Genomic DNA, 24,273 nt, shown 5'->3' on the forward strand with positions numbered 1-24,273 from the left:
GATCTTGCCTTGTTTAAGTTAATACTTCAAGTGAAAAGGAAAAGAAAACCATAATAAAAACAGTAACATATAATGATAATGGTTTTCATTTTCTTTACTAACCTGAATAGTGTTAGTATCGCTTATAAGCTCGCTAATACTGTTTCAGCTTTACTCGCTTCAAATTCTTTTGGTTTTTCAACAAGTAAGTTAGTTACTACGCCGTTGTCTATTACCATAGCGTAGCGCTGAGAACGTACACCACCAAAAGCTGCGGTATCAAGTTCTAAGCCGAGTAATTTTGTATAGCTAGCGTCGCCGTCTGCAACCATAGTTATGTGTTCTGCATTACTTGCTTTGCCCCAAGCGTTCATAACAAAAGCATCGTTAACTGATAAACAAACAATTTGATCAACACCTTTAGCTTTTAATTGGTCGGCTAATACAACATAACCCGGTAAATGTGATTCTGAACAGGTTGGTGTAAATGCACCTGGTACAGCAAACAAAACCACTTTTTTGTTAGCAAATAGCTCGTCGGTATTGTGCGTGATCATACCTTCGCTGGTTAATTCTTGTAGTTCGCCCGTTGGCATTTTTTCGTTTTGCTTGATCATGAATAGTCCTTAAGATTATTTAATTAGATAATGGTAATTTGACTGGTTTACAAAGAAACCCTTTGTCATGTGCTGCTCTTGCGCAATCTTTACAGACAAATCGGGGTTTATCAACAATATGTGCTAATTCATGAAGTCCTTTTTCAATTTCCCTTTTTTTCCACTTACATAAAGACTTACTCATTGGCTTGGCCTTCTCTGTGCTATCAATTCATTTTAGATGATTATGAGAGAGCTTGCCTAGCGGTAATTCATAATTTATTTGTTTTAGGATACTAATATCAAGTGATTACTTGATTGACGAGTGAGGGATAATTAAAAGGTATATACCCGTTACCATTCAAGATGCAGGTTTCAGTGGGAACTAAAAACTTCACAATAAATGGCTACGGGTATAATTGTTTAACTTTTTGTTAAAGCTTAATTACAGCTACTAATTAATGTCCATGAACCATCACTACCAGGTGTAGTACTTGTATACCAATTTGCTTCATATAGGTTACCTTGGTATTGCATTTTGTCATCAGCATTATTATGTGTAAACGGACCTGCAGGATAATCTTTTCTAACCCAATTAGGGTAAGTGTTAATATTACTACAATCGATACCGCTTGTTACTATACAGCCAGTAGCATCTACATTGGCTCCTGCTGGAGTATTTGGGCACTGGTCAATATTATCATTAACGCCATCAGCGTCGCTGTCTGTAACAGCACAGCCAGTAGCATCTACATTGGTTCCTGCTGGAGTATTTGGGCATTGGTCAATATTATCACTAACGCCATCAGCGTCGCTGTCTGTAACAGCACAACCAATAATGTCTACAGTTGTACCCGATGGAGTATTATCGCACTGATCAACATTATCATTTACGCCATCACCGTCGCTATCTAAAACAACAACACTACTCTGCCAGCCTTGAATAATTTCTTTAACTTTAGTGCCTGATGCTGTTAGAGAGTTCCAGCTGCCACCAGGTGTAAAAGTTGATGCACCTTCATTTTTATCATTAATTGACCAATTAGCGTGACTAATATTGTTTGCTTTAAAAAATGCCATCCATGCATCTGTTTCGTTAATGTTGACACTACCATTACCATCAGCATTCACTGCTCCCCATTCTGTGGCAAATAATGCTATGCCATTATTTAAAGCTGTTTGTGCTTTATTTCGCAACGAAGCTCCGTGAGTGCCGGCATAAAAATGAATGGTATAAGCTATATTGGCGCGATCTATTGGATCTGTAGATGCAACGTCTACATCTTGTGACCATGTAGGTGTGCCTACAACGATGAGATTGTCGGGGTCAATCGCTCTAATGGTATCAATAACAACTTCTGCGTAGGGTTTTATGTCATTAGCCCAAGAAATTTGTAGGGGTTCGTTATAAATTTCATAAATAACATTATCGTATTGACCATATTTAGTTGCTACTTCTTCAAAAAATTTAATAGCATTGGCTTGATCTGTATGTGCTTCATGGCTATGAAAATCAATGATTACATACATATCTTGTGCAATAGCAGCATTTACCACGGTATCAAGGCGATCCATGTTACCGTCCCAATCAAAATTCAAGCTACCACTTGTATTAACACCATGGCCTATTGCAGCTCTGATAATGGTTGCACCAAATTCTGATTTAGCACTGGCAACAGTTTCAGCAGTGTAAAATTTTTCAGCTCCCCAACCTGTATTACTCCAAAATAAGCTCGTACCCGCAAAGCTGGTGCTTTGTCCACCTGCTAATATCTGATTACCACTTACATTGAGTGGCTGAACTGCTGCATTAGCAATTGTTGAGCAGCCTATTAATAAAGCTAGATTTAGTGCCTTGAGTGTTCCCTTGATGTAATTATTTATATCGTTATTCATAATATTTCCTTGAGTTAAAGTTTGTAATGGCAAACCCGTAGCTGGGCGTATGAAATAGACCTGTAAATGATAATAAGTCTTATTCACTAATTTAGCGTAGCAGACTTTAATTAATATGAAAGGAACATATAAATAAAAACATTAGGGTGTGTTGAGTTTTTGGGTATAAATTTTCTTTAAATGAACCTGTAAGGTAGGGCTAGTTTGGCATTGATGCTGCGTTATCGCTTTCTTGAGTCGAATAACGACATATTAAAAACGCAGCCCTGCATAATGACTAAACGAGTTATTACACATTACAGAGATATACCAAGCGTATTATTAATATCTTTCACTTGTTCTGTAACGTCGTTAACAATAATTTCAGCGAGTTGTTTGGATTGTTCGACTTGTTGATTTACTTGATACATGGCTTTTTCAAAAATTGTGTACTGTTCACGCTGCAGTGTTATTTGGCCTAATGCGTCTTGCGCTACGGTTGCAGAGGCTTTTGCATGTTCTGATACTTGTATTGCATTACTTTGTAATTGAGTGGCAATGTTTTGCTGTTTGTTTGAGGCTAATTCAATACCTAAAATTGTTTCTTCAATGCTTCTACTCGCCGACTGTAGTTGTGTAAGGCGACCACTAATTTGTAATAAAGAATCTTGAGTTTTACTAGCAAGTTGCCTGACTTCGTCGGCTACTACCGAGAAGCCTCTCCCGTGTTGGCCTGCGCGAGCGGCTTCAATGGCTGCGTTTAATGCTAATAAATTTGTTTGATCTGCGATTGAGCTTATCACTTCAACAATACTACTTACGCTATTCACTGATTGAGTCAGTTTTAGAATTTCATTTTTACTTGTTTGCGCGGCAATATTGGTTAATTCGCTGGCTTTAATGACTTGTGACACATGTTCTTGACTGGAGGTCATGGCGTGTTGTGTATTGTTGGCGTTGTCTACAACTTGTTTTGACAGCTCATTTACCATGTTGGTTGCCTCACTCAGTGTTGCCATTAGGTGTTGTGCATTTTCAACCTGTTGGCTTGCTTCTCCTGATGTGTTGTTGATGGCAGTGGCTTGATTTTGCATGGTATGTAAAGCGTTAGATACTAAGCCAAGTTGCTCGGCTTTTTGCGTATCTTGTTTGTTGAGTATGCCAACCAGCTCGTTAAAGCTTGTAGATATTTCACCCAGCTCGGTTTTTTCATTAATGCCAGTAATATTATTTACATTGCCTGTTTGTACGAGTTGAACAAAGCTATTTCTTAAAAGCTGCAAAGGTTTTAGCACAATACGTTTTTGTAAAATAAAGTTACCTAATAAATAAACAAGTAAACCAATGACTAACCCGATGGTAATACGTTGCGTGTGTTGTTCGGTTGTTATTTGCTGTTCAACGATATTTTGTTCGCCACTTTCAACGATATTTTTTAGCTGGCTAAGCTGGCTTGAAAGTTGTTTTTTACCGTTAATTTGTTCAGCTTGATTGGCAAGGGTAGTGTTTAATTCATTTTTATACCTGTTGGTCAGCGATAGTAGTTCATCTAATACTTCTTCACTTAAATCTGTGGCATCGTCATCTTCGTCGAAACTTAATTCGTCATCATCTGTGCTCTTTTCAATAATGCCCAGTAAAGGAAAGGTTTGCAGTTTTCGGCTGCTGGTAGACAAATCGTCAATCGCTAAATCAACTGAGCTACGTACAGCATTATTCACCAGCACTTTTTCTCTAAGATTAACTAAGGTAGTTAACTCGTTAGAAAGGGTAAGTAATATATTGGTATATTGTTCTTTTTGATTCGTGGTAATGGTGTTTGAGTCATCTACATATTTTTTTAAATCAATAATAATAGCGTTGATGGTTTGTTCGTTATTACGTAAAAGTGCGGCAGGATCGCCACTGAGTTTACCTAACGCTCTTATTTTTGTAGAAAGCAGTAATTGTAGCTCTATCACTTTATTTTCAATATCTGACGATATGCCTGTGCTTGACATATTTTTTGCGTTGGTGATGATTTCTTCTAATGTGATATCTGCATCTGTAAGTAGCGTGGCATCACCTGTTTCTAAATAACGGGTAATAATATTGTTGAGTTTAATAGACACAAGATTTTTTATTATTTGATACTCATTACTGATCAATCTACTGGTTTTATAAGTATTTAAAACCCAGTACAAGGTGGCTGTAAAAGTTAATGCAAAGGCAAAAATGGTGATACTTGATAGTCTAAAAAACGAGGAAACACGCATGTTATTTTCTTAATTAATAAGTGTATTCAAATTATCGCATATGCAATGTGACGTTTTTATTACAAACCATTGTTAGAGCGTGTTATGTAAAGGTGACGTTATTGTATTTAACCCTTCTTTAACAATGCGCGTTAAATATAAATTTAATTTATTAATAGTTTGATTCTTTAAATTTGATAAAACTATAGGTGTGATACAAAATGAAATACTGAAAGTTTTACTGATTTATATTTTGGAGAACAAATATCATGTCGGGTTTTAATAAAGTGGTAAACAGCTATGAAGAGGCTATGTCTGGCTTAGAAGACGGCATGACACTGATAGCTGGTGGTTTTGGTCTTTGTGGTATTCCAGAAAATTTAATTAAAGAAATTAAAAATAAAGGTACTAAAAACCTTACTGTTGTATCAAATAACTGCGGAACAACAAATCATGGTTTAGGTATTTTGTTACACGACAAGCAAGTTAAAAAAATGGTGGCTTCTTACGTGGGTGAAAACGAAGAATTTGAACGCCAAATGATGAGTGGTGAGTTAGAAGTAGAACTAACACCACAAGGTACTTTAGCTGAAAAAATGCGTGCGGCAGGTGCCGGTATACCAGCCTTTTTCACGGCAACAGGCTACGGTACTCCCGTTGCTGAAGGTAAAGAGTCGCGTGAAATTAATGGCAGGCATTACATTTTAGAAGAATCTATTAAAGGCGACTTTGCCATAGTTAAAGCGTGGAAGGCTGATACATACGGTAATTTAGTTTTTCGTAAAACTGCACGTAACTTTAACCCTATGGCTGCAACGGCCGGTAAAATTACCGTAGTAGAAGTGGAAGAAATTGTTCAGCCTGGTGAGTTAGACCCAGACCATATTCATACACCAGGCATTTATGTTGATCGAGTTATTAAAGGTAGCTTCGAGAAAGTAATTGAACAACGTACTACACGTCCTTCAGCTTAAGGAGCATATATTATGGCTTTATCAAGAGAACAATTAGCGCAACGCGTGGCACAAGAATTACAAGATGGTTTTTACGTAAATTTAGGCATAGGTATCCCAACTTTAGTGGCGAATTATGTTCCTGAAGGTATTGAGGTAATGCTTCAATCTGAAAACGGTTTATTAGGTATGGGGCAATTTCCGACAGACGAAGAAGTGGATGCTGACTTAATAAATGCAGGTAAACAAACGGTAACCATGGCAACAGGTGCGTCGTTATTCGATAGTGCCGAGTCTTTTGCCATGATACGTGGTGGCCATGTAGACTTAACCGTTTTAGGTGCCTTTGAAGTGGATTGCCAAGGCAACATTGCTTCATACATGATACCCGGCAAGTTAATTAAGGGGATGGGTGGCGCTATGGACTTAGTTGCTGGCGCAGACAATATTATTGTAACCATGACGCATGCTTCAAAACATGGTGAATCAAAACTTTTAGCAGAATGCACCTTACCGTTAACAGGTAAAGGTTGTATTAAAAAAGTACTGACTGATTTAGCTTTTCTTGAGATTAAAGAAGGTAAGTTTCATTTGCTTGAACGCGCACCCGGTGTTTCAGTTGAAGAAATTGTTAAGCTAACCGCTGGTGAACTTGTAGTACCTAATCACGTACCTGAAATGCAATTTCCTGCTTAAATTATTGTAAAAAATGAACAAAGCCCTCAATACTACCATAATAGTATTGGGGGCTTTTTTTGTTTGAGGGCCTGTTGATCTTTTGGGTATAAATTAAACGCGAGTTAATTTAGGCGTTGCGATTATGGCCTAGTCATTCTATGTAAAAGAGCAACAACGAGTAAATTACGTTTAAATGAATAGCCCATATCCTTTTTAATTGTATAATCAAGCTATAGCAACTAAAGTATTAAATAATCTGAATTTGGTATAGCTATTATGCCTAATATTGCCATTTAATCACCTAACGTTGTTGCCTGCATGTACTTGGATTTTTCGAGAATAAAAAAGCCTTGTTAGGCGAATAAATTTCAACATGAGGAAACAATTAAAGTGTTATTTGAATAGCATTTATATTTATCATCTTTTATTAATAAATCAAAAGATTACAAAATTCATCATCCCGAATTTGGGTTAAATACTTTACCTTTTAAATGCACAAACGGAGTTTAAACATGAGTAAACCTGCGCCTGAAAAAAACGCACAAAATGAAACTACACAGTGGGTAAAGTTTAGCTTAAACGGTGAAAATTACGGTATTAGAGTGCTAAAGGTACAAGAAATTCAGCGCTACAGTGAAATATCTCCTATACCTGGTGCGCCGAGTTACGTCTTAGGTATTATTAATTTACGCGGTAATGTGATCAGTGTTTTAAATACACGTGAAAAATTTGCTTTGCCAGAACTCGAAGTTACTGACGATACGCGTATTGTTATATTAGAAGTAGGCACACAAGTTATTGGGATTTTGGTAGACAGTGTTGCTGAAGTTATCAGTATTCAATCAAAGGATGTTGATGTAGCACCTAATGTTGGCAACGATGAAACAGCGAAGTTTATTGATGGTGTTTATAATAAGGATGGCGAACTGCTTATTTTATTAGATGCTGAAAAAATTCTTAACGAAGATGAATGGCAAGATCTTAGTCATTTATAAACTTAATTCTACATCTCTTTTTAGGAGTAAAACGATAACCTATCGTTTTACTCACCTAGCTCATGTCGTGTTCTATACCCGTAACCATTCAAGATGCAGGTTTCAGTGGGAACTAAAAACAATTTAGGCACAGATTTCATGTTCCAGACGAAATCTAAGTACATACATCCATGTATGCAAGGCATTAAGTTTACGTCATGGTTATTCTCGGTAACTGCTCCTGCGTTACCCTAATGTCCTACATCCGTGTAGGAACCTGACTAAAGTTAATAACGCGGCATAAATTGTTTTTAGACCCATCGAAGAAGCGCTTGAGCAAAATCACTTCATCGTTAATGCTTTTTATAAGGGAACAACCATTATTACAAAGCATTGCCTTGAATTGATATTGCTCAAGTGCTCTGAAATACGCATCTTGAGTGGTTACGGGTATAAAGCGTTATTCTCTATTTGTTTCTTCACTACTTACCTGCATAGGGTCTATCTCTAATACCGGTGCAGCGTCTAAATCGTCAGCGTCCATCATAATAGCAATACGTTGCATCGAAGAAAGCAGTAACGACTGTTCCCATTCTTCTAAGCGGCAAAAATTCTTAATAAAGTGTTCTTGTAATGGCTTGGGAGCATCAATTAAACATTCTTTGCCTGCATCAGATAAAAACAAACTCACTCTTCTTTTATCTTCTGAGCTACGTACACGTTGAATTAAGTTTCGGCTTTCAAGTCTATCAAGAATATTAGTGACAGTTGCAGCACTTAAATTAATCGTTTTAGCTATTTGACTGGCGGTAATCGCTTGGGCTTTTTCAATTTCTAGCATTATCAATAATTGAGGGCCCGTTAAGCCAGAAGATTTAGTTAATTGCTTAGAATGCAGATCAATTGCTCGAATAACCTTTCGAATTGATATTAGTAGTTCGTCATATTTTTTCATTTAAATTTACATTATCTACACATTATTGAGCTAGTTTACCACTTTAGATATAGCTGTGAGTAGTCAGATACAGGATAAACTTTAATTAACTATTTTTTGATAAGTTTATAATTTTTTAGTTAATGTTTAACTTGTTGTTTTTTATTTAGATAAATTTATATTTCAACATTGAATTAGTCATAAAGATTAAACCCGAAAATTCCTTGTGGTGCTTTATAAAATTATTTTTAAACTGAAATATTAAGATAATAAGTAAAAGCTAGAATAGCTCTTAAGAGGTTATAATTGAAAAATTTAGTTAGAATTGATACTATTTCAATTCAAATGATTGGTTCGCTTTTTATGAGAAGGTTTTGTGAGTATTAATAATTGTATTTTTGAAGAGTATGTGAAGACCGCTGGTATTGAGTTTATACACGACAATATTGCAAACACATTAATTATTGAAGATGTCGGTAATACAGATTTAAATAGTTTTGTGCCGTTAGTGAAAGATTATGCGTTTAAGCGACAAATTGCCAAAATTAGTATTAAAGTAAAAGAATCGAGCGCGGTGTATTTTTTTCAACATGGCTTTAAAGTAGAGGCATCTATAATGGCTTACTACGGTTTGCAAGATGCCTTTTATATTGTTTATTATTTAAAAGATTCCTACCTAGAAAATCAGTTTGAAGAAGAACACGATGCTATTTTAGATGCTTCTTTTATCAACAATGATGAGCATCAAATTAATTTAGACAATAGTGATATTACAATATCGTCTGGTTCTATTGAGCCGTTAATAGAAGATAAAAAGCAGTTAGTTTATTCAGGCAGAAAGATTCCAACCCCTAAGCATAATGAAAGCAATCAGTTTTACGCACAAATAAATAATGAAATTGCTGCTACAGTTAATGCTTACCATTGTAAAAAAAGAAATGTTGTCGAGTTTTCAAATTTTACAGTAAATGCTGAATTAGAGACGAATGATGTTATTACCCATTTATTAACAGAAATGGAAAATCATTATGCTTCTATCAATTGTAAAACAGCATACACAACAGTGCCCGCGAGCAGTTTAATGATTAATGCTACATGCGCTGCAAATGATTTTGAGTTTGGAGGCCGACTGATGAATGAGTCGTTTTTTAAAGGAAAATTAGACAGTTTAAATGCTTGGTCTAAGCAATTATAAGAGATAGCCCAAATGTCTTTCGTTTCAAAAGAAACATCTGGAGTTGAATTACGCCAATATATTGCTAATTACACTCAGACACTAAATGAAAAATTTCATACTGACTCGATTCAATCTTTGCTGGAAAAAAGAGCTGAATTTTTTGATGAATTATTGATTTCACTCTGGATTTCGTTTGAATTACATAACTCACCTTTATCTATTAATGCAGTAGGTGGGTATGGCAGAAAAAGATTACATCCTCAATCAGATATAGATTTGGCGATTATAAGCGAAGGCGATATTTCTCAAAAAGTTGAAGAAACACTTTCTTGTTTTTTAACTAAACTTTGGGATTTAGGTACTGATATCGGCCATTCAGTCAGAACAACTGATGAATCTATTCAACTCTCACAAAAAGACATCACTATAGCAACAAACCTCTTGGATTTAAGACCTCTTCATGGTCCTCAAGATCATGCAAAAAAAATCAAAGAAGCGCTTTATGGCGACAAAATACTAACGAGTAAAGTGTTCTTTCAAGAAAAAATGCTAGAACAAGAAAACCGTCATCAACAAGCCAAAAATACCGCGTTATATTTAGAGCCAAATTTAAAAAATAACCCCGGCGGTATGCGCGATGTACAAACTATTCAATGGATAGCACAAAAACATTTTTTGACCGACACCGCCAGTACAATCAAATCTACCGGATTTTTAACCGCAGACGAAACCTCCGAGTTATTAGAGTCTTATGATTTTGTTTGTCGTGTTAGATGGGCATTACACTCAGTTGTTAATCGTCCTCAAGAAAACCTATTATTCGATTATCAATCGGCAGTCGCTAGGTTCATGCGTTTTGGTAGTGGTGAAAATACACAACACGCCATCGAGAGTATGATGGGCTTTTTGTTTAGGGCCATGACACGTATCCGCGAGCTTAATCAAATGCTCAAAGACTCTTTCCTGTTTGACATATTAAAGCATCAGCCTAATCAGCCAGAATGTATTATTGATGAGTATTTTTCTGTTTGTAATCACCTTATTCAAGTACGCTACGACGAAGCTTTTATTGATAAAAGACAGGTAATAAGACTCTTTTTATTGATAGCTGAACACGATAATATTCATGGAATTGCCCCTGAAACCATTCGCTTATTAAGACAAACGAGACGACGTTTATTAGGTGAACTTAGCTGTTACCAAGGCTGCCAAGAAGAATTTATTGCATTATTACAGCATCCGAAAGGACTTAAAACCGCGCTGAGTTTAATGCATAGATACGATATTTTAGCGTCTTATTTCTCCCATTGGGAACGTATTCAAGGCCAAATGCAATACGACATGCATAATGCTTACACAATAGACGAACATACTTTTAAAGCCGTGCAAGCTATTGATAGCTTTAGCCATGAGTTTGATAAAAAGAGCTTTGTTTATATTGTTAATCAATATGTTAAAGATAAAAACGCTTTGGTTATGGCGACACTTTGTCATCATATTTCAGGTAAGCAAGTTGGCGATGATCATCAACTGAGTGCTGTAATTGCTAAAGAATTTGCAGAATTACATCAACTTAAAAGCTCAAGTATTAAACTCATTTATTGGCTTGTTACGCATCAAGAGTTACTGATCACTACCATACAAAGTCATGACATTGCAGATCCTGAAATTATTAAACGCTTAGCCAAAACAGTCGGTTCAGTTGATAAACTTAACGCACTTTTTGTGTTTACAGTAGCCGACATGATCGCCACCAACGAACAATACTGGAATGAATGGCAAGAGTGCCAGCTAAAACAACTTTACTTATCAACCCGAACGGCTTTAAAGCAAGGTATAGAAAACATATTTGAATCGCGTACCTTAATTAGAGAAAACAAAAGTGAAGCCAAGTTATTACTCGCTAATATGAATGTAGAAGAAGCCCGCATTACTTCGTTATGGGCTAATTTACCTAATCATTTTTTCAGTAGTAATAGTGTTGATGAAATTGTATGTATTAGCGATCAAATATTAAATCATTCAGTAAATAATAATGTTGTTTATATACCAGAGGGAGTGTCTTCAGGTTCAACTAATTTAATTGTTTACACAAAAGACAGGCCTAAACTTTTTGTAGATATATTCAACGTATTAGCTGGCGCAAAACTCAGTGTAAAAGATGCGCAAATAATGCAAACTAAAGACGGGAATGTATTAGAAATTATTAAATTACTCGACAATAACAACGAACCCATTGTTGAAGAATACCGTTTATCTCAAATTGTTAAACGTGTTGAAAAGTCTATTCACAATGAAGTGTCTAATCACAATTTAACAACCCCAAGGTTTGTAAAACATTTTGAAAACACCACAGCTGTTGAGTTTTTAAAGTCGAGTAAAAAGAATAAATCATTATTAAAAATAAATACCTTAGACGACCCCTGTTATATGGAAAAAATCTGTTTGGTATTTTCGCAGCTCAACTTAACTATTCATTCAGCAAAAATAAGCTCGCTAGGTGAATCGACAGAAAATGTATTTTTAGTCTCTAAAAATGGTGACGAGCAATTATCGAATGAAGAACAAGGCGAGTTAACAGATCTTTTGGTAGAGCGTACCGCTTAATAGTCTTGTATACCCATTGCAACCAACATATGGAAGATTGCAACGGGGATAGAATCCACAGGTTACTTTTTCAATAATTTCATCACCACTTATAATTATTCTTACTTCTCTTTTGAAGAATATGCTCTAAAGTAAAAATAAAGTACCTAACCCTAAAAAGGCAACAAACCCGACAATATCAGTTACGGTTGTTAAAATAACCGAACCAGAAAGCGCAGGGTCAATTTTTAGTTTATCTAAAATAACGGGTACAAAAATTCCAGCGCAAGCTGCTGCAATAATATTTAATAAAATGGCAATGCCTATCACCATGCCTAGTAAAGGGTCTTTAAACCAAGCTACAGCTACTAAGCCTATTACTATTGCCCATATAATTCCGTTAAGACTACCCACTTTAAATTCTTTAACTAACAATATTTTAAAATTGGCAGGGTTAACTTGTTTTAGTGCTAACCCACGTATCATTAAGGTGAGTGTTTGGCTGCCCGCTATGCCTCCCATACTTGCCACAACAGGCATAAGAACAGCTAAAGCAACAACCTGCTGTAACGTAGCTTCAAACATACCAATAAAAGCACTGGCTAAGAATGCTGTAAGTAAATTAATACCTAACCAAATAGCACGACCTTTGGCACTTTTTCGCACAGGAGAGAATAAATCTTCATTCTCATCCATACCTACGCTACCCATTAATTGCCTTTCATTGTGTTCAAGCAAAAGTTCTGACGCGGTTGTTACATCTATTCGCCCGAGTAGCTTTTGATTTTCATCTACTACAGGTAATGAGCCAAAGCCGGATAACTGAACGTCTTTAGCTACAAGGTCGCATTCAGCGTTTGCCGATATCACTAAAAAATCATCTAATGAAATATCTACCAAGGGTAAATGTTCTGGTAATCCATATAGTTTAGCGATTGGCACGGCTTCAGAAAAATGCCCTGAACGGTTAACTAAAAAAATCATATCTGTATGTCGAGGTACTTCTCTGCGAATTAGTCGCATCGCGTCTCGCACTCTAGCATTAATAGGTAATACTAAAAAATCATGAGAAATCCAGTGACCTATTTGTTCTTCAGGGTATTGATTCGCTCGGGTAAAGTATTGTTTTTGTTTCCTATCCATTGCTTCATAGGCGCGTTCGACTAACTCAACAGGTAAAGAGTCTGCTAATTCGAGCAGGTCTTCAGAATCAATACCGACAAATAATTTATCCCATTGTTCTGGATTCGTCTCTTTAATAAGGACTTCTCTGGGATCACAACGCATCTGTAATAAAGTATTAAGTTGCTTATGTTCAGGAATTGTTTGCCATAAAATAATCCGTTCATCTATTGGCAAAGATTCTAATAATAAAGCCACTTCGTCTTCATTGGCTTGAGCAATAAATAATGAAGCATTATCTATATCTGCATTGAGATCAGAATGGCTAATAACCTCTTCAATTAAATCAGGTAAGGGTTCTGACATATTATGCACTCCAGCGGGTGGGTTGATTATTGGGTTATTTTGTACGAGTTATATTTTGACGAGAGTTATAACGTAAAAGTCACAATAAAAATATATTAATTTTTTTGTGACTTTTACGTTTTTGTATTCGTCTATAAGAACAATAACGTAAAAATAGGTTTACCGTGTGGATTAAGTCTGCAGGTTATTGCAAAAAGTTATTGCAAGAAATGAGTCAATTACAGGAAGAGAGTATAGCCGACGCATTGAAATGCTTATTTTTAACTTAAACAAAGCTCATACTTGAGAAACGAATAAGCGCTAAAATTAATAAAATTTAATCATAGGATACATAAATGAATTTAGATGAAGACGAACTTAAACTGATGTGGCAAGAAACAATTCCCACGACTAATGAAGATAAAGCCTTGAAGAAAGTGTTAGAAAAATCTTCAAAAGTAACAGCCGCTAAAGATGTTACCGGGTTATTTTTGGGTTGGATTTGGGTTGTATTCTTAGGTTTTGGTGCATCTATGTATTCTGCAAAACGCAAGTTTGATTTACATAATCAAAGCACGTTAAAAAAACGAAACGTAATAAAACAATCAACTACCACAAAATATGTAACTCAGTTAAATACTAATACCGGAGACTTAAAATGAATTTAGACGTTTGGACACAATCATTTAGTAACGCATTATCCAAATTTTGGACAGAAATAGCGGGCTTTTTACCTAATTTATTAGCGACCATTTTAGTTGTTCTGGTGGGATTATTTATTTCTAAAATAATAACTAAGTGGGTTGCTAAAATTATAGAAAAATTAGGATTCGATAAGCTTTGTACAAAATTGAATGTAAGTAAAATTTTAAAAACACTTGGACTCACATCTACTCCTTCAGAAATGATAGGACGTTTACTTCATGTATTTTTCGTTTTAATTATTCTTGTTGCCGGTTCTGAAACACTAGGTTTAGATAGGTTTTCAGCCATTTTAGATACCTTTGTTCAGTATTTACCTAAATTATTAGGCGCACTTGTTATTACTTTGCTGGGTTTATTTATAGCCAAATCAGGTAAAAGTAAAGTTGAAATCTCACTGAATAATATGGGTGTAGAGTATGGTTCGTCAGTAGGTCGTGTATTACAAATACTTGTTTTAGCTATTACTTTTTCGTTAGTGATAGCTCAACTTGAACTTGAAACAGAGTTATTAAATACAATTTTTACCGTGTTAATTGCAAGTTTAGGTATAGCACTTGCTTTGGCTTTAGGTTTAGGTACGAAAAGTATTGCGAACAGTATTGTTTCTGGTATTTACGCCAGAGAGCAGCTGTTGCCGGGCGACGAAGTAGAGTTTGAAGGTTTTGTTGGTAATGTTATCGCTGTAAGTACGGTAAATACATTACTTGAAAACAAAGAAGGTCGTAGATTAAGTGTGCCTAATCAAGATTTATTAACCCGCAAGTTTATTGTTACACCAATGAATGACTCGATTAAATAAAGTACTAACAATGAGTTAACTATGAAAACACCAGAGAACGAGAAAAGTCTTGTCTCTGATCGGTTATCACAATTAGATGATTTGGAGTTAGTACGTATTGCGAGCCTCCAATTACCCTATGTGACAACAGCTTACGAAGTGCTTTTTCATCGATATCATAGCAAGTTAATACAAGTATGTTATCGATACTTAGACTCGAAAGAAGAAGCAGAAGAAGCTGTTAATGACACCATGCTAAATGTTTTTAACAACCTTAAACGCTTTGAACAACGAGCGAGTTTTAAAACATGGATATACAGAATTGCCTACAATCAGGCGTTAACTAGGTTAAGAAAAAAGAAATTAGATCAAGTCGATTTAGATGAAGCTGAAAATGTAATTTTAGAAGAAGCCTCAGAAGATTTGACTGAGAGAAGTAGCCAACTTAATCATATGTTGGCTCGACTTAGCTTAGAAGAGCGTTCGATAGTTGTTTTTCGTATTGCTGGCGATCTTGAGTTTAATGATATTGCTCTCATAGTAGAGCAGAAGTTAAGCACAGTGAAGATGCGCTATAAACGAGCATTAGAAAAAATGGCTGGCAGTGTAAGCACTGACGATCAAGAGATAGATAGTGGTTAATTAAGTGGGGTGTAAGTTTTATTATAATGATTTTTAAGACTTACACTCAAAAAATAGGTAGATATAGATGATAAGTACTTTTAAAAAAAATATAACATTAGCAATCGGCTCATTTGTAAGTGTACTGGTGATCTATTTATTTGTATCAGATGATGGCCCAATACCGTTAATATCTGTTGCCAAAGCAAAAAGTTACGACAAGTTAAATAAACTGCCTGACTTTTCAAAAATAAAGGACGTAAAGGAAAAGAAAGAGCTCTTTTTTAATACGTTATATCCCATTATTAAACAAGAAAATGAACATGTTTTAAAGTTAAGAAAAATCGTTATTTTGTTTCAAGACGTACCGGCAGAAGAACTTTCTCATAAACAAAAGGTATGGCTAAATAAAGTGGCTACTCATTACAAGGTGGATGGTGAAAATGTAGATAAACATTTTTTCACTAATCTACTTGAAAGGGTAGATGTTATTCCTCCTTCTTTAGCTTTAACACAGGCGGCAATAGAGTCTGGTTGGGGATCTTCGAGATTTTCTAAACAAGGAAATAATATTTTTGGGCAATGGTGCTTTTCAAAAGGTTGCGGTATGGTGCCGTCTTCCCGAGATCTACAAAAATCACATGAAGTGGCTAAGTTCTCGTCTATTAATGAATCGGTTAGATCTTACATAAGAAATTTAAACACCAATGCATCTTATAAAGCCCTACGAAAAAAACGTGGGCAACTTCGCCAAAAAGAAGAAGCTGTTACAGGGCTGTTATTAGCACAAACTCTTGATAAATATTCTGAAGAGGGTCACTTTTATGTAGCTAAAATAAGCCAATTTATTAATCAAAATAAACTTCAACGGTTTACTGCACAATTTAATTAGTCACTTGGGTTGTAAGGTAATCTGAACATGTATTTTACGAATTAATAGCCTTTATTAGTTCGTAGGTTATACACAAACCTCCTTTTTTACATTGTAAAAATAACGTTGCCATTCCTCATATGTAACATACCTTCTTTTTTATACCCGCGACCAATCAATAATAAAATAATGAACTTAAATGTGACTTTTCAAGTATTGATGTCGTCTATCTTTATGAAAATAGTTTTATTAACTATATACCCGTTGTTATTCAAGATTTTTGAAATAAACACCCGATTGATAATGGGTATATAAACATGAATTAAAAGGTGAAGTTAAAATGAAAAAGAAATTTGTTGCATTAAATATGCTTGCTCTTATGTCGCACGGTGCAATTGCTGCTGATAACTCTGTAGATAAAGAATCTTGGTTTGGTGGTTTTGCTGAATATTACAATGCAGACAATGAGAAGTTTCTTCCTGCTCCTCAGTACAACGATGGTTTAGGTTTAGGTCTTGAATACGGTATTCGTTTTAGTCCTTCTTGGGCCGGTCGAATTGAATGGTCGCATTTGAATTTAGATACTAAAGGGCCAAAACAAACAATTGGCGGAGATAGAGGAGGTATTGATGTTCTATTTTTCCCTCAACAGTCTGATTACTACGTATTTACAGGATTAAAAATAGAAAAGTATGATGAAACACAGCGTCTTGTTAATGTGGGATTAGGCCGTCATTGGGAAACTAATTCTAATTTAAAAATAATAACTGAAGTTGCTGCTCATCACGATTTTGGTGAAGGTTTTAATGATTACAGCGTAAAACTAGGTTTTTCGTATGCTTTTGGAGGAGAGAATAAACCTACTCGTTCAGTAGCTCGAGTTGAAGATACAGATCAAGATGGCGTTCAAGACAGTAGAGATTTATGTCCTAACACGCCAGTAAATAGCCGTGTGGATAACACAGGTTGTGTTGTTTCTCAGCCGGTTGTTGCAGACAGTGATAATGATGGTATTCCAGATAATAAAGATGCCTGTGCTAATACACCGTCAATCGATAAGGTAGACAGTAAAGGTTGTAGTATATTTGAAGATAAAGAAGTAAGAATGCAGCTAGATATTAAATTTGCTCATAACTCTAGTATTGTTAATAAAAACGATATGTCTCAACTGGAAGAGTTTTCAACGTTTCTGAAACGCTTTTCTAATACGGAAGTCGTGATAGAAGGACATAGCTCGTCATTAGGTGATAAGCAATATAACGTATGGTTATCGAAAAAAAGAGCAGAATCAGTGAAAAATATACTGGTTAATCAATACAATATTAACACCGATCGTATTGATGTTGTGGGCTACGGAGATACTAAGTTAATAGATAACAGCGGTACGATTAAAGCACATACAATAAACAGACGGATCATGGCTAATGTATCGGCTATTGAGCGCAAAAAAATAACCAAATAAAAGATATGACTTAAGGGAGCAAATAGCTCCCTTTATTATTTTTAGGAAAGTAAATGAATAAATTGTATAAGAGTCTTATACTTATCTTGTTGGTATTGGTTGTAGTCTTTATTTATTCAAAATATGGAAGAAGTGAGCGTTTCTTTTTTATTTTGGGGATTTTCGATACCACGCGCAGTGTTAATTTGTTTGGTATTGTTTATACCCGCTACCACTCAAGATGCGTATTTCAGAGCACTTGAGCGATATCAATTCAAGGCAATGCTTTGTAATAATGGTTGTTCCCTTATAAAAAGCATTAACGATGAAGTGATTTTGCTCAAGCGCTTCTTCGATGGGTCTAAAAACAATTTATGCCGCGTTATTAACTTTAGTCAGGTTCCTACACGGATGTAGGACATTAGGGTAACGCAGGAGCAGTTACCGAGAATAACCATGACGTAAACTTAATGCCTTGCATACATGGATGTAGACCTTAGATTTCGTCTGGAACGTAAAATCTGTGCCTAAATTGTTTTTAGTTCCCACTGAAACCTGCATCTTGAATGGTTACGGGTATATAGGTTTGGCGTTAGGTTTTTTATTAAGTAATCGCCGTAGAGCAACGTTCAAAAAATAGGAAATACAAAAAGTGTTCTTTATTAATAAATGCACCGTTAGGGTTGTTTTCATTATTAACATTTTTTTTATTACTGCTGTAAAAGCAGACACAACCCCGCATAAAAATGTAATAGTTAACGATCCTCAAACGAGTCGTCATGCTGTATTTGAACATACTCAATCAACTCATTCAGAGAAAGCTTTTGGTTGGGATTTTCATATTTTAACTGAGAGTGATTACATTACTGAGGGCAGAGATAATTTGTCTGGTAGTGGTCTTTATTCAATATCTACCGAGTTTAACTATGGCGACTTTTATATAACGCCCTGGCTAGCTAAAGGTATAAGTGCCGATTATTCAGAGGTTAACTTTAATGTTAATTACGGGATTTATGCTTTTGATAAATTAGAGGTGTTTGTTGGCTATGGTTATTTAAAATCTTACGAAGATGATATTGGCGCTACAGACCATGAAGTGAATATCGACTTCTCTTACGATTACAGTAACGATATTCAAATATTAGCGAGCATCTATCATTCGTTTGATGCCGGTGGTTTATTTTCAGAAATTGCTTTTATAAAAAGTTATAAGTTTAACGAAGCCTTACTTGTAGATTTAAGTAGCTCATTTGGATTCAATTCAGGCTATATAGTAGACGGTCATAATGGCCTTAATTATGCTCAGTTGCGTATGCAGTTGTCATATCTTCTTAAAAATACAATAGAGTTACATGCTTATACCAGCTATAGCTTGGCAATCAACAAAAACGGCGAACGCTTTGCTGGGGATGAGTCGTTATCAAATTTGTTATGGGGTGGGCTTAAGTTACCGATTCTAAATAACCAGAGTTTAGGTTAAGGCTAAATAGTAAGAATAATAGAGAGCTGTTGATTTTATATGATTTTGCATAATCTGCCTACCTATACCCGCTACCATTCAAGATGTTCTGAAATAGCCTCTCGATTGGTTACGGGTATAAATATTGTTACAGGGTTTTATTATAAGGTTGCTGCAGATTGATCCAGTCTCATCTTTTGGCTATTACGAATAAAGTTAGTGCCTTGTTCAACCATTTGACGACCTTTTTCTATTTGTAGTTGGCCTTCACTTTCCGTCTTTTTAGATTGCGTTATCGCTTTTTTACCTTTGTTTACATTTGAAATTGCTTTTGCCCATTTTTCGCCAATAGCCTCTAAACGCTCAGCTTCGTATTCCACTTCTTGTGGGGTTGTTGATCTTCCTGATTTTGCTGCTTCTAATTGGTAATCTTGTCTTGCTCTTATTATCGCATCATTACTTGATTGAATAAGTGCTTCCCCTTTATTAGCGCTAATACGTGCATCTTCTATGTTTTTTTCACCTTTACTAATCAGTGCTTCACCTTTTTCTGATAATTTTTTACCTTCTGACCACATGCCATTTGGGTTATTGGCATAGTCTTCTAATTTTGATGTTGATGTACAACCCGTAAATAAAAATGCTAAACATGTAATAAGTAGTATGTGCTTCATATGTATTCCTTAATGTTAATTCTACCCAATTTTTGGGGATAAAACGTTACTGATTAATTAGATGCGTTGATAGGAGGAGAAGTCACAAAATATTTAAGTTATTTATTTTGTGACTTCTGGTGAGTTCAATCGTCTAACTCTTTTGAATATGAATAATACTTGCGGGTATTAGTAAATTTTGATTGGGAGATAACATGAAAACTATATTAAAGACGATTCTATTTTTTTTGTGTGCATTGTCAGTATTTGTTATTTTTCATAATGAATCGCTTGTAAACATAGCTTTATTTAAATGGTCTATTGAATTACCTATAGCCGCTATTATATGTTTTGCACTTTCAATGGGCATTAGTATTGGTATTGTATTATCAAACCCCGATGCGTGATCGAGGTTGAATATTTTGAATAGGATGTATTTGTTGTCTAACTTATTTTGTGTCGCTGTCAGCAAAGTATGGTTTCAGCGACATTAGCGACAAGTAGAGCCATTACGCTAAAGCTTTGGAATACCTTGATTCACATAAACGTCGAATCTGTTTTTTTTCATTTTAATACTGGTAGACGGCTTTTTATTGGCTAACGGTGGCGCGTAAGTTGGGCGTTTTACTACCACTCGGTATTTCGCTATTGCTAATGCTGGCGCGAGTAATGCGTCGGCATCTAAGTCTTCACCAACGAGGGTTTGAAATACTCGCATTTCCTTTTTTACAGCTGCTGATTTTTCTCTGTGTGGGTACATAGGATCTAAATAAACCACGTCAGGTTGTAGGTGTTCAAAGCTATTTTGGGTTAAACAACTGTGCACTAATTCCATTTTGCTAATAATATCTGCTACTTCGGTGTTTAGCGTTGCACGTGCTAAACCGTCTTCTAATAAGGCGGCTACAATGGGCATGCGCTCTATCATGGTCACTTGGCAGCCTAAAGATGCTAATACAAAAGAGTCGCGCCCGAGTCCGGCTGTGGCATCTAATACATGTGGGGTAAACCCGTGTTTTAAGCCTACGGCTTTGGCAATGTCTTGACCTCTGCCTCCACCAAATTTACGTCGATGTGCGGCAGCACCTTCTACAAAGTCGACTTTAATGGCGCTGAGTTTAGGTTCGTCTATTTTAATTAATTCAAGGGTTTGAAAATTAACTTGTAGCAAAAAGGTAAGTTGTGGGTGTTTGATTACTGACGCAACGTCGCCTATGTATTGTAGTCGCCATTTTTGCGCAATTTTTTTGGCTAATTCGGTATCGGTATTGTCTACATAACCAACGGCAACATGGGCAAAATTTTCATTTAATTCGGTCATTTAACTTACTCATTTTTGATTTATTCATGTTGCTAGGTTTTTGTATTAGGCAACTTGTATGTTGTTATCGCCAGTTGCATAAGCAACGAGTCGGCTTAATTGACCCAACGATAAATCGCATTCGGTTTGCCATTGGTTAAAACTGTCTTGGATAGCTTTTAAGCTCGATTTTGTTTGAATGCCGCCAGTTACAATGTCGTGGGCACGAAAGTAGGCTTCAATATCTCGCGTTAATAAAAAGGTGTCTATACCTAAAGCTCTTAATGCATAAGGGCCGGTGTTTCCACCTAAGCGTGCGCCATTTTGTTTAAGGTAAGCCCATAAACCAATGATGTTATCGGCGGGCCAATTAACCATAAACTCAATAAAAGAATGACCATTTTGTTGCTCGTTAAACATCATTTGAGCATTAGCTTTAATGGTTTTTACTTTGTTGTAATTACGAATTATTTTAGGATCTGTGGCTTTTCTCTCCATCATTTCTTCAGGCATCATTAATATTTTTTCTAAATTAAATTGGAAAAAACTTTCTTCAAAGTTATCCCATTTATTTTCAACTACACGCCATACAAAACCCGATTGAAATATTTTTTTGGTAAAGGCTGACAGTACTCGTTCATCAGTTAGCGTGTTTTTCAATTCAGACTTACTGAAGGGCGCAACATCAGATAACAAAAGATTCAGTGCTTGCTTACCACCTTTTCGGTCTGCGGCTCTTTGGTATAACGCTTTAAATGATTCTAATTTGTCCATGGAGTGAAATGGGTCTTGTTAGTTAAATGAAAAATGCACTGGCCAAAAAGCCAATGCATTTAAGTTTTGTTAGTATACTAAAATTTAACTTTTAGCGCGTACCTTTAAAGAATACCACTATGACGAAGTAGCGCGTCGATACTTGGCTCTCTACCTCTAAAAGCTTTAAATAGTTCGCTAGGTTCTTGTGAACCACCTTTTTCAAGAATATTAGTTAAAAAGTCGTGTCCTACTTGTTGGTTGAATACGCCTTCTTCTTCAAACCTTGAAAACGCATCAGCAGATAATACTTCAGCCCACTTATAGCTGTAATAGCCTGCAGCGTATCCGCCACCAAATATATGACCAAAACCATGTTGAAAACGATTAAAGCTAGGAGCTTTTGTTACTGAATATTCGGCCCTTACTTCATCTAAAATGTTTTGAATGTAGTTGGTGTTATCTTTTGAAGCATCAAAGTTTAAATGCATTTTAAAATCAAATAACGAGAATTCTAATTGACGAAGCATTTGCATAGCCGATTGAAAGTTTTTAGCGGCTAGCATTTTGTCTAACATTTCTTTTGGTAAGGGTTCGCCTGTTTCATAATGACCCGACATAAAGGCGAGTGCTTCAGGTTCGTAACACCAATTTTCTAAAAATTGACTAGGTAATTCTACCGCATCCCACGGAACGCCGTTGATACCCGATACGCCACTAGCATTAATTTGCGTAAGCATGTGGTGAAGGCCATGACCAAACTCATGGAATAAGGTGACTACTTCGTCGTGAGTGAATAACGCCGGTTTATCGCCAACAGGTTTGTTAAAGTTACAGGTTAGGTAAGCGACTGGGAGTTGAATGTTACCGTTAGGCAACTCTCTACGACCTATGCAGTCGTCCATCCAAGCGCCACCACGTTTTTTAGCACGTGCGTATAAGTCTAAATAAAAGCTACCGCGTAAGTTGTTGTTTGAATCAAACACGTCATAAAACTTAACGTCTTTATGCCAAGTATCAATATTGTTACATTCGGTAATAGTTAAACCAAATAGTTTGTGAACCACTTGAAATAAACCAGCAACAATTTTGTTTTCAGGGAAATAAGGGCGTAATTCTTCGTCGGAGATTGAGTATTTTTCTTGTTTGAGCTTTTCGCCGTAATAGGCTAAATCCCACGCTTGAAGATCGGTTGCTGATGCATCAACCGTTTTAGCAAACTCGGTAAGTTCAGCAAGTTCGGCTTCGCCTTGGCTTTTAGATTTAGCGGCTAAGTCTTCTAAAAATTGAATAACTTGGCTGGTTTGTGAGGCCATTTTAGTTTCAATAGATTTTTCAGCGTAGTTATTAAAACCTAATAATTGGGCAAGTTCATGACGAAGGTTTAATATTTCAAGCATATTTGAGCTGTTATCAAATTCTCCCGCATTGGGTCCTTGATCTGAAGCTCTGGTAGCAAAAGCTGTGTATATTTTTTCACGTAATTCGCGGTTGTCGCAGTAGGTCATTACTGGTAAATAACTTGGAAAATCTAGGGTAAACAACCAGCCAGATAAATTTTGTTCAGCGGCGAGTGCTTTGGCTGCTTCTTTCGCACTTTCTGGTAATCCTGAGAGCTCCTCTTCGTTAGTTATATTTACGGTAAACGCTTGGGTAGCATCTAATACGTTGTTACTAAATTGTGAGCTTAGATCTGACAAACGTGTGGCAATTTCGCCATAACGTTTTTGTTGTTCATCTGCTAATGCGATACCTGATAATGTAAAATCGCGTAAAGCATTATCGATCACTTTTTTTTGAGCTGTATTCAGGGTTTTGTAGTGCTCACTGTTGGCCAGTTGTTGGTAAGCTTTATAAAGAGGTTTGTGTTGACCAACAAAAGTACCGTATTCAGATAGTAAAGGTAAACATGATTCATAAGCCTCTCTGAGTTCATCACTACTGACTACAGAGTTCATGTGCGAAATAGGTGAAAACAATTTACCTAAGGTATCGTCAACATCATCAATAGGTTCAACTAAGGTTTTCCACGTGTATTCTGAGGTTGAGGAGAGCACATCTTCAATCACTTTTTTACAATTGTTGATGGCTTGTTCAACGTTAGATTTAATGTCTTTTGGTAAAATTTCTGAGAATACGGGTAATGAATGTGCCATAAGTGACGACCTATGTGATTAGTAGTAGGGTATATGTAATTACTCGAGGAGCATATTTCAAGGTTTATAACAAAATTTAAAAC

General features: G+C 35.9%; 21 protein-coding genes. 12 read left to right on the plus strand and 9 right to left on the minus strand.

Translation table 11 applies throughout. From position 1 onward, the window contains the following. Window positions 1–122: 122 nt before the first annotated feature. The 3 genes from ACM9HF_RS14120 to ACM9HF_RS14130 all read right to left on the minus strand — a co-directional run bounded on the left by ACM9HF_RS14120 (window position 123) and on the right by ACM9HF_RS14130 (window position 4,705). Complete coding sequence (locus ACM9HF_RS14120) at window positions 123–596, minus strand: peroxiredoxin (RefSeq protein ID WP_473609914.1); 474 nt, start codon at window positions 594–596, stop codon at window positions 123–125. A gap of 420 nt (window positions 597–1,016) precedes the next feature. After that, window positions 1,017–2,471 (minus strand): cellulase family glycosylhydrolase, encoded by a 1,455-nt coding sequence (locus ACM9HF_RS14125; RefSeq protein WP_473609918.1) that lies wholly within the window; start codon window positions 2,469–2,471, stop codon window positions 1,017–1,019. A 296-nt stretch (window positions 2,472–2,767) separates the two neighbouring features. Continuing rightward, complete coding sequence (locus ACM9HF_RS14130) at window positions 2,768–4,705, minus strand: methyl-accepting chemotaxis protein (protein ID WP_473609922.1); 1,938 nt, start codon at window positions 4,703–4,705, stop codon at window positions 2,768–2,770. A gap of 248 nt (window positions 4,706–4,953) precedes the next feature. Between ACM9HF_RS14130 and ACM9HF_RS14135 the strand changes: the two genes are divergently transcribed. The 3 genes from ACM9HF_RS14135 to ACM9HF_RS14145 all read left to right on the plus strand — a co-directional run bounded on the left by ACM9HF_RS14135 (window position 4,954) and on the right by ACM9HF_RS14145 (window position 7,310). Beyond that, complete coding sequence (locus ACM9HF_RS14135) at window positions 4,954–5,658, plus strand: CoA transferase subunit A (protein WP_473609926.1); 705 nt, start codon at window positions 4,954–4,956, stop codon at window positions 5,656–5,658. Between the two features lie 12 nt (window positions 5,659–5,670). Then, on the plus strand, window positions 5,671–6,333 hold the full coding sequence (locus tag ACM9HF_RS14140; protein WP_473609930.1) for a 3-oxoacid CoA-transferase subunit B: 663 nt from the start codon (window positions 5,671–5,673) through the stop codon (window positions 6,331–6,333). A 494-nt stretch (window positions 6,334–6,827) separates the two neighbouring features. Then, window positions 6,828–7,310, plus strand: coding sequence for a chemotaxis protein CheW (locus ACM9HF_RS14145; protein ID WP_473609934.1), 483 nt, complete (start codon window positions 6,828–6,830; stop codon window positions 7,308–7,310). A gap of 439 nt (window positions 7,311–7,749) precedes the next feature. Here ACM9HF_RS14145 and ACM9HF_RS14150 read toward each other — a convergent pair whose 3' ends face one another. Next, complete coding sequence (locus tag ACM9HF_RS14150) at window positions 7,750–8,244, minus strand: MarR family winged helix-turn-helix transcriptional regulator (RefSeq protein WP_473609938.1); 495 nt, start codon at window positions 8,242–8,244, stop codon at window positions 7,750–7,752. 355 nt (window positions 8,245–8,599) lie between these two features. Between ACM9HF_RS14150 and ACM9HF_RS14155 the strand changes: the two genes are divergently transcribed. Together ACM9HF_RS14155 and glnD are read left to right on the plus strand one after the other, a co-directional pair. Continuing rightward, window positions 8,600–9,418 carry a hypothetical protein gene (locus tag ACM9HF_RS14155; protein ID WP_473609941.1) on the plus strand — a complete coding sequence of 273 codons (819 nt, stop codon included), beginning with the start codon at window positions 8,600–8,602 and terminating at the stop codon, window positions 9,416–9,418. 12 nt (window positions 9,419–9,430) lie between these two features. Then, window positions 9,431–12,007, plus strand: coding sequence for a [protein-PII] uridylyltransferase (gene glnD / locus ACM9HF_RS14160; RefSeq protein ID WP_473609946.1), 2,577 nt, complete (start codon window positions 9,431–9,433; stop codon window positions 12,005–12,007). Window positions 12,008–12,133: 126 nt separating this feature from the next. On the opposite strand, the gene ACM9HF_RS14165 is transcribed toward glnD, so the two are convergent. Next, the gene (locus tag ACM9HF_RS14165) at window positions 12,134–13,474 is read right to left on the minus strand and encodes a magnesium transporter (RefSeq protein ID WP_473609950.1); all 1,341 of its coding nucleotides are present in this window, start codon (window positions 13,472–13,474) and stop codon (window positions 12,134–12,136) included. 335 nt (window positions 13,475–13,809) lie between these two features. Between ACM9HF_RS14165 and ACM9HF_RS14170 the strand changes: the two genes are divergently transcribed. From ACM9HF_RS14170 to ACM9HF_RS14195, 6 genes are all read left to right on the plus strand, one after another. After that, window positions 13,810–14,115: a hypothetical protein gene (locus ACM9HF_RS14170; protein ID WP_473609954.1), complete on the plus strand. Its 306-nt coding sequence runs from the start codon at window positions 13,810–13,812 to the stop codon at window positions 14,113–14,115. Next, window positions 14,112–14,957 (plus strand): mechanosensitive ion channel family protein, encoded by an 846-nt coding sequence (locus ACM9HF_RS14175; protein ID WP_473609958.1) that lies wholly within the window; start codon window positions 14,112–14,114, stop codon window positions 14,955–14,957. Before ACM9HF_RS14170 ends, ACM9HF_RS14175 begins: the two co-directional genes overlap by 4 nt. Window positions 14,958–14,978: 21 nt before the next feature. Continuing rightward, window positions 14,979–15,578, plus strand: coding sequence for a sigma-70 family RNA polymerase sigma factor (locus tag ACM9HF_RS14180; RefSeq protein WP_473609962.1), 600 nt, complete (start codon window positions 14,979–14,981; stop codon window positions 15,576–15,578). A 67-nt stretch (window positions 15,579–15,645) separates the two neighbouring features. Then, window positions 15,646–16,449 (plus strand): glucosaminidase domain-containing protein, encoded by an 804-nt coding sequence (locus ACM9HF_RS14185; RefSeq protein WP_473609963.1) that lies wholly within the window; start codon window positions 15,646–15,648, stop codon window positions 16,447–16,449. A 319-nt stretch (window positions 16,450–16,768) separates the two neighbouring features. Then, window positions 16,769–17,890, plus strand: a complete 1,122-nt coding sequence (locus ACM9HF_RS14190) for an OmpA family protein (protein WP_473609967.1) — start codon at window positions 16,769–16,771, stop codon at window positions 17,888–17,890. Window positions 17,891–18,521: 631 nt separating this feature from the next. After that, window positions 18,522–19,349 (plus strand): hypothetical protein, encoded by an 828-nt coding sequence (locus tag ACM9HF_RS14195; RefSeq protein ID WP_473609971.1) that lies wholly within the window; start codon window positions 18,522–18,524, stop codon window positions 19,347–19,349. Window positions 19,350–19,489: 140 nt separating this feature from the next. Here ACM9HF_RS14195 and ACM9HF_RS14200 read toward each other — a convergent pair whose 3' ends face one another. Further along, entirely contained in the window at window positions 19,490–20,002 is a 513-nt protein-coding gene (locus ACM9HF_RS14200) for a hypothetical protein (RefSeq protein ID WP_473609974.1), read from the minus strand. Window positions 20,003–20,196: 194 nt separating this feature from the next. Here ACM9HF_RS14200 and ACM9HF_RS14205 point away from each other — a divergent pair, with 194 nt between their 5' ends. Further along, a complete protein-coding gene (locus tag ACM9HF_RS14205; RefSeq protein WP_473609978.1) occupies window positions 20,197–20,388 on the plus strand; it encodes a hypothetical protein in 192 nt (63 codons plus the stop codon). 107 nt (window positions 20,389–20,495) lie between these two features. Here ACM9HF_RS14205 and ACM9HF_RS14210 read toward each other — a convergent pair whose 3' ends face one another. From ACM9HF_RS14210 to prlC, 3 genes are all read right to left on the minus strand, one after another. After that, window positions 20,496–21,302: a class I SAM-dependent methyltransferase gene (locus ACM9HF_RS14210; protein ID WP_473609982.1), complete on the minus strand. Its 807-nt coding sequence runs from the start codon at window positions 21,300–21,302 to the stop codon at window positions 20,496–20,498. A 45-nt stretch (window positions 21,303–21,347) separates the two neighbouring features. Then, window positions 21,348–22,055, minus strand: a complete 708-nt coding sequence (locus tag ACM9HF_RS14215) for a DNA-3-methyladenine glycosylase I (RefSeq protein WP_473609987.1) — start codon at window positions 22,053–22,055, stop codon at window positions 21,348–21,350. A 104-nt stretch (window positions 22,056–22,159) separates the two neighbouring features. Further along, a complete protein-coding gene (gene prlC, locus ACM9HF_RS14220; RefSeq protein ID WP_473609990.1) occupies window positions 22,160–24,190 on the minus strand; it encodes an oligopeptidase A in 2,031 nt (676 codons plus the stop codon). Window positions 24,191–24,273 lie beyond the last annotated feature (83 nt).

This window comes from Colwellia sp. RE-S-Sl-9 (assembly GCF_048296855.1).
GTDB lineage: Bacteria > Pseudomonadota > Gammaproteobacteria > Enterobacterales > Alteromonadaceae > Pseudocolwellia.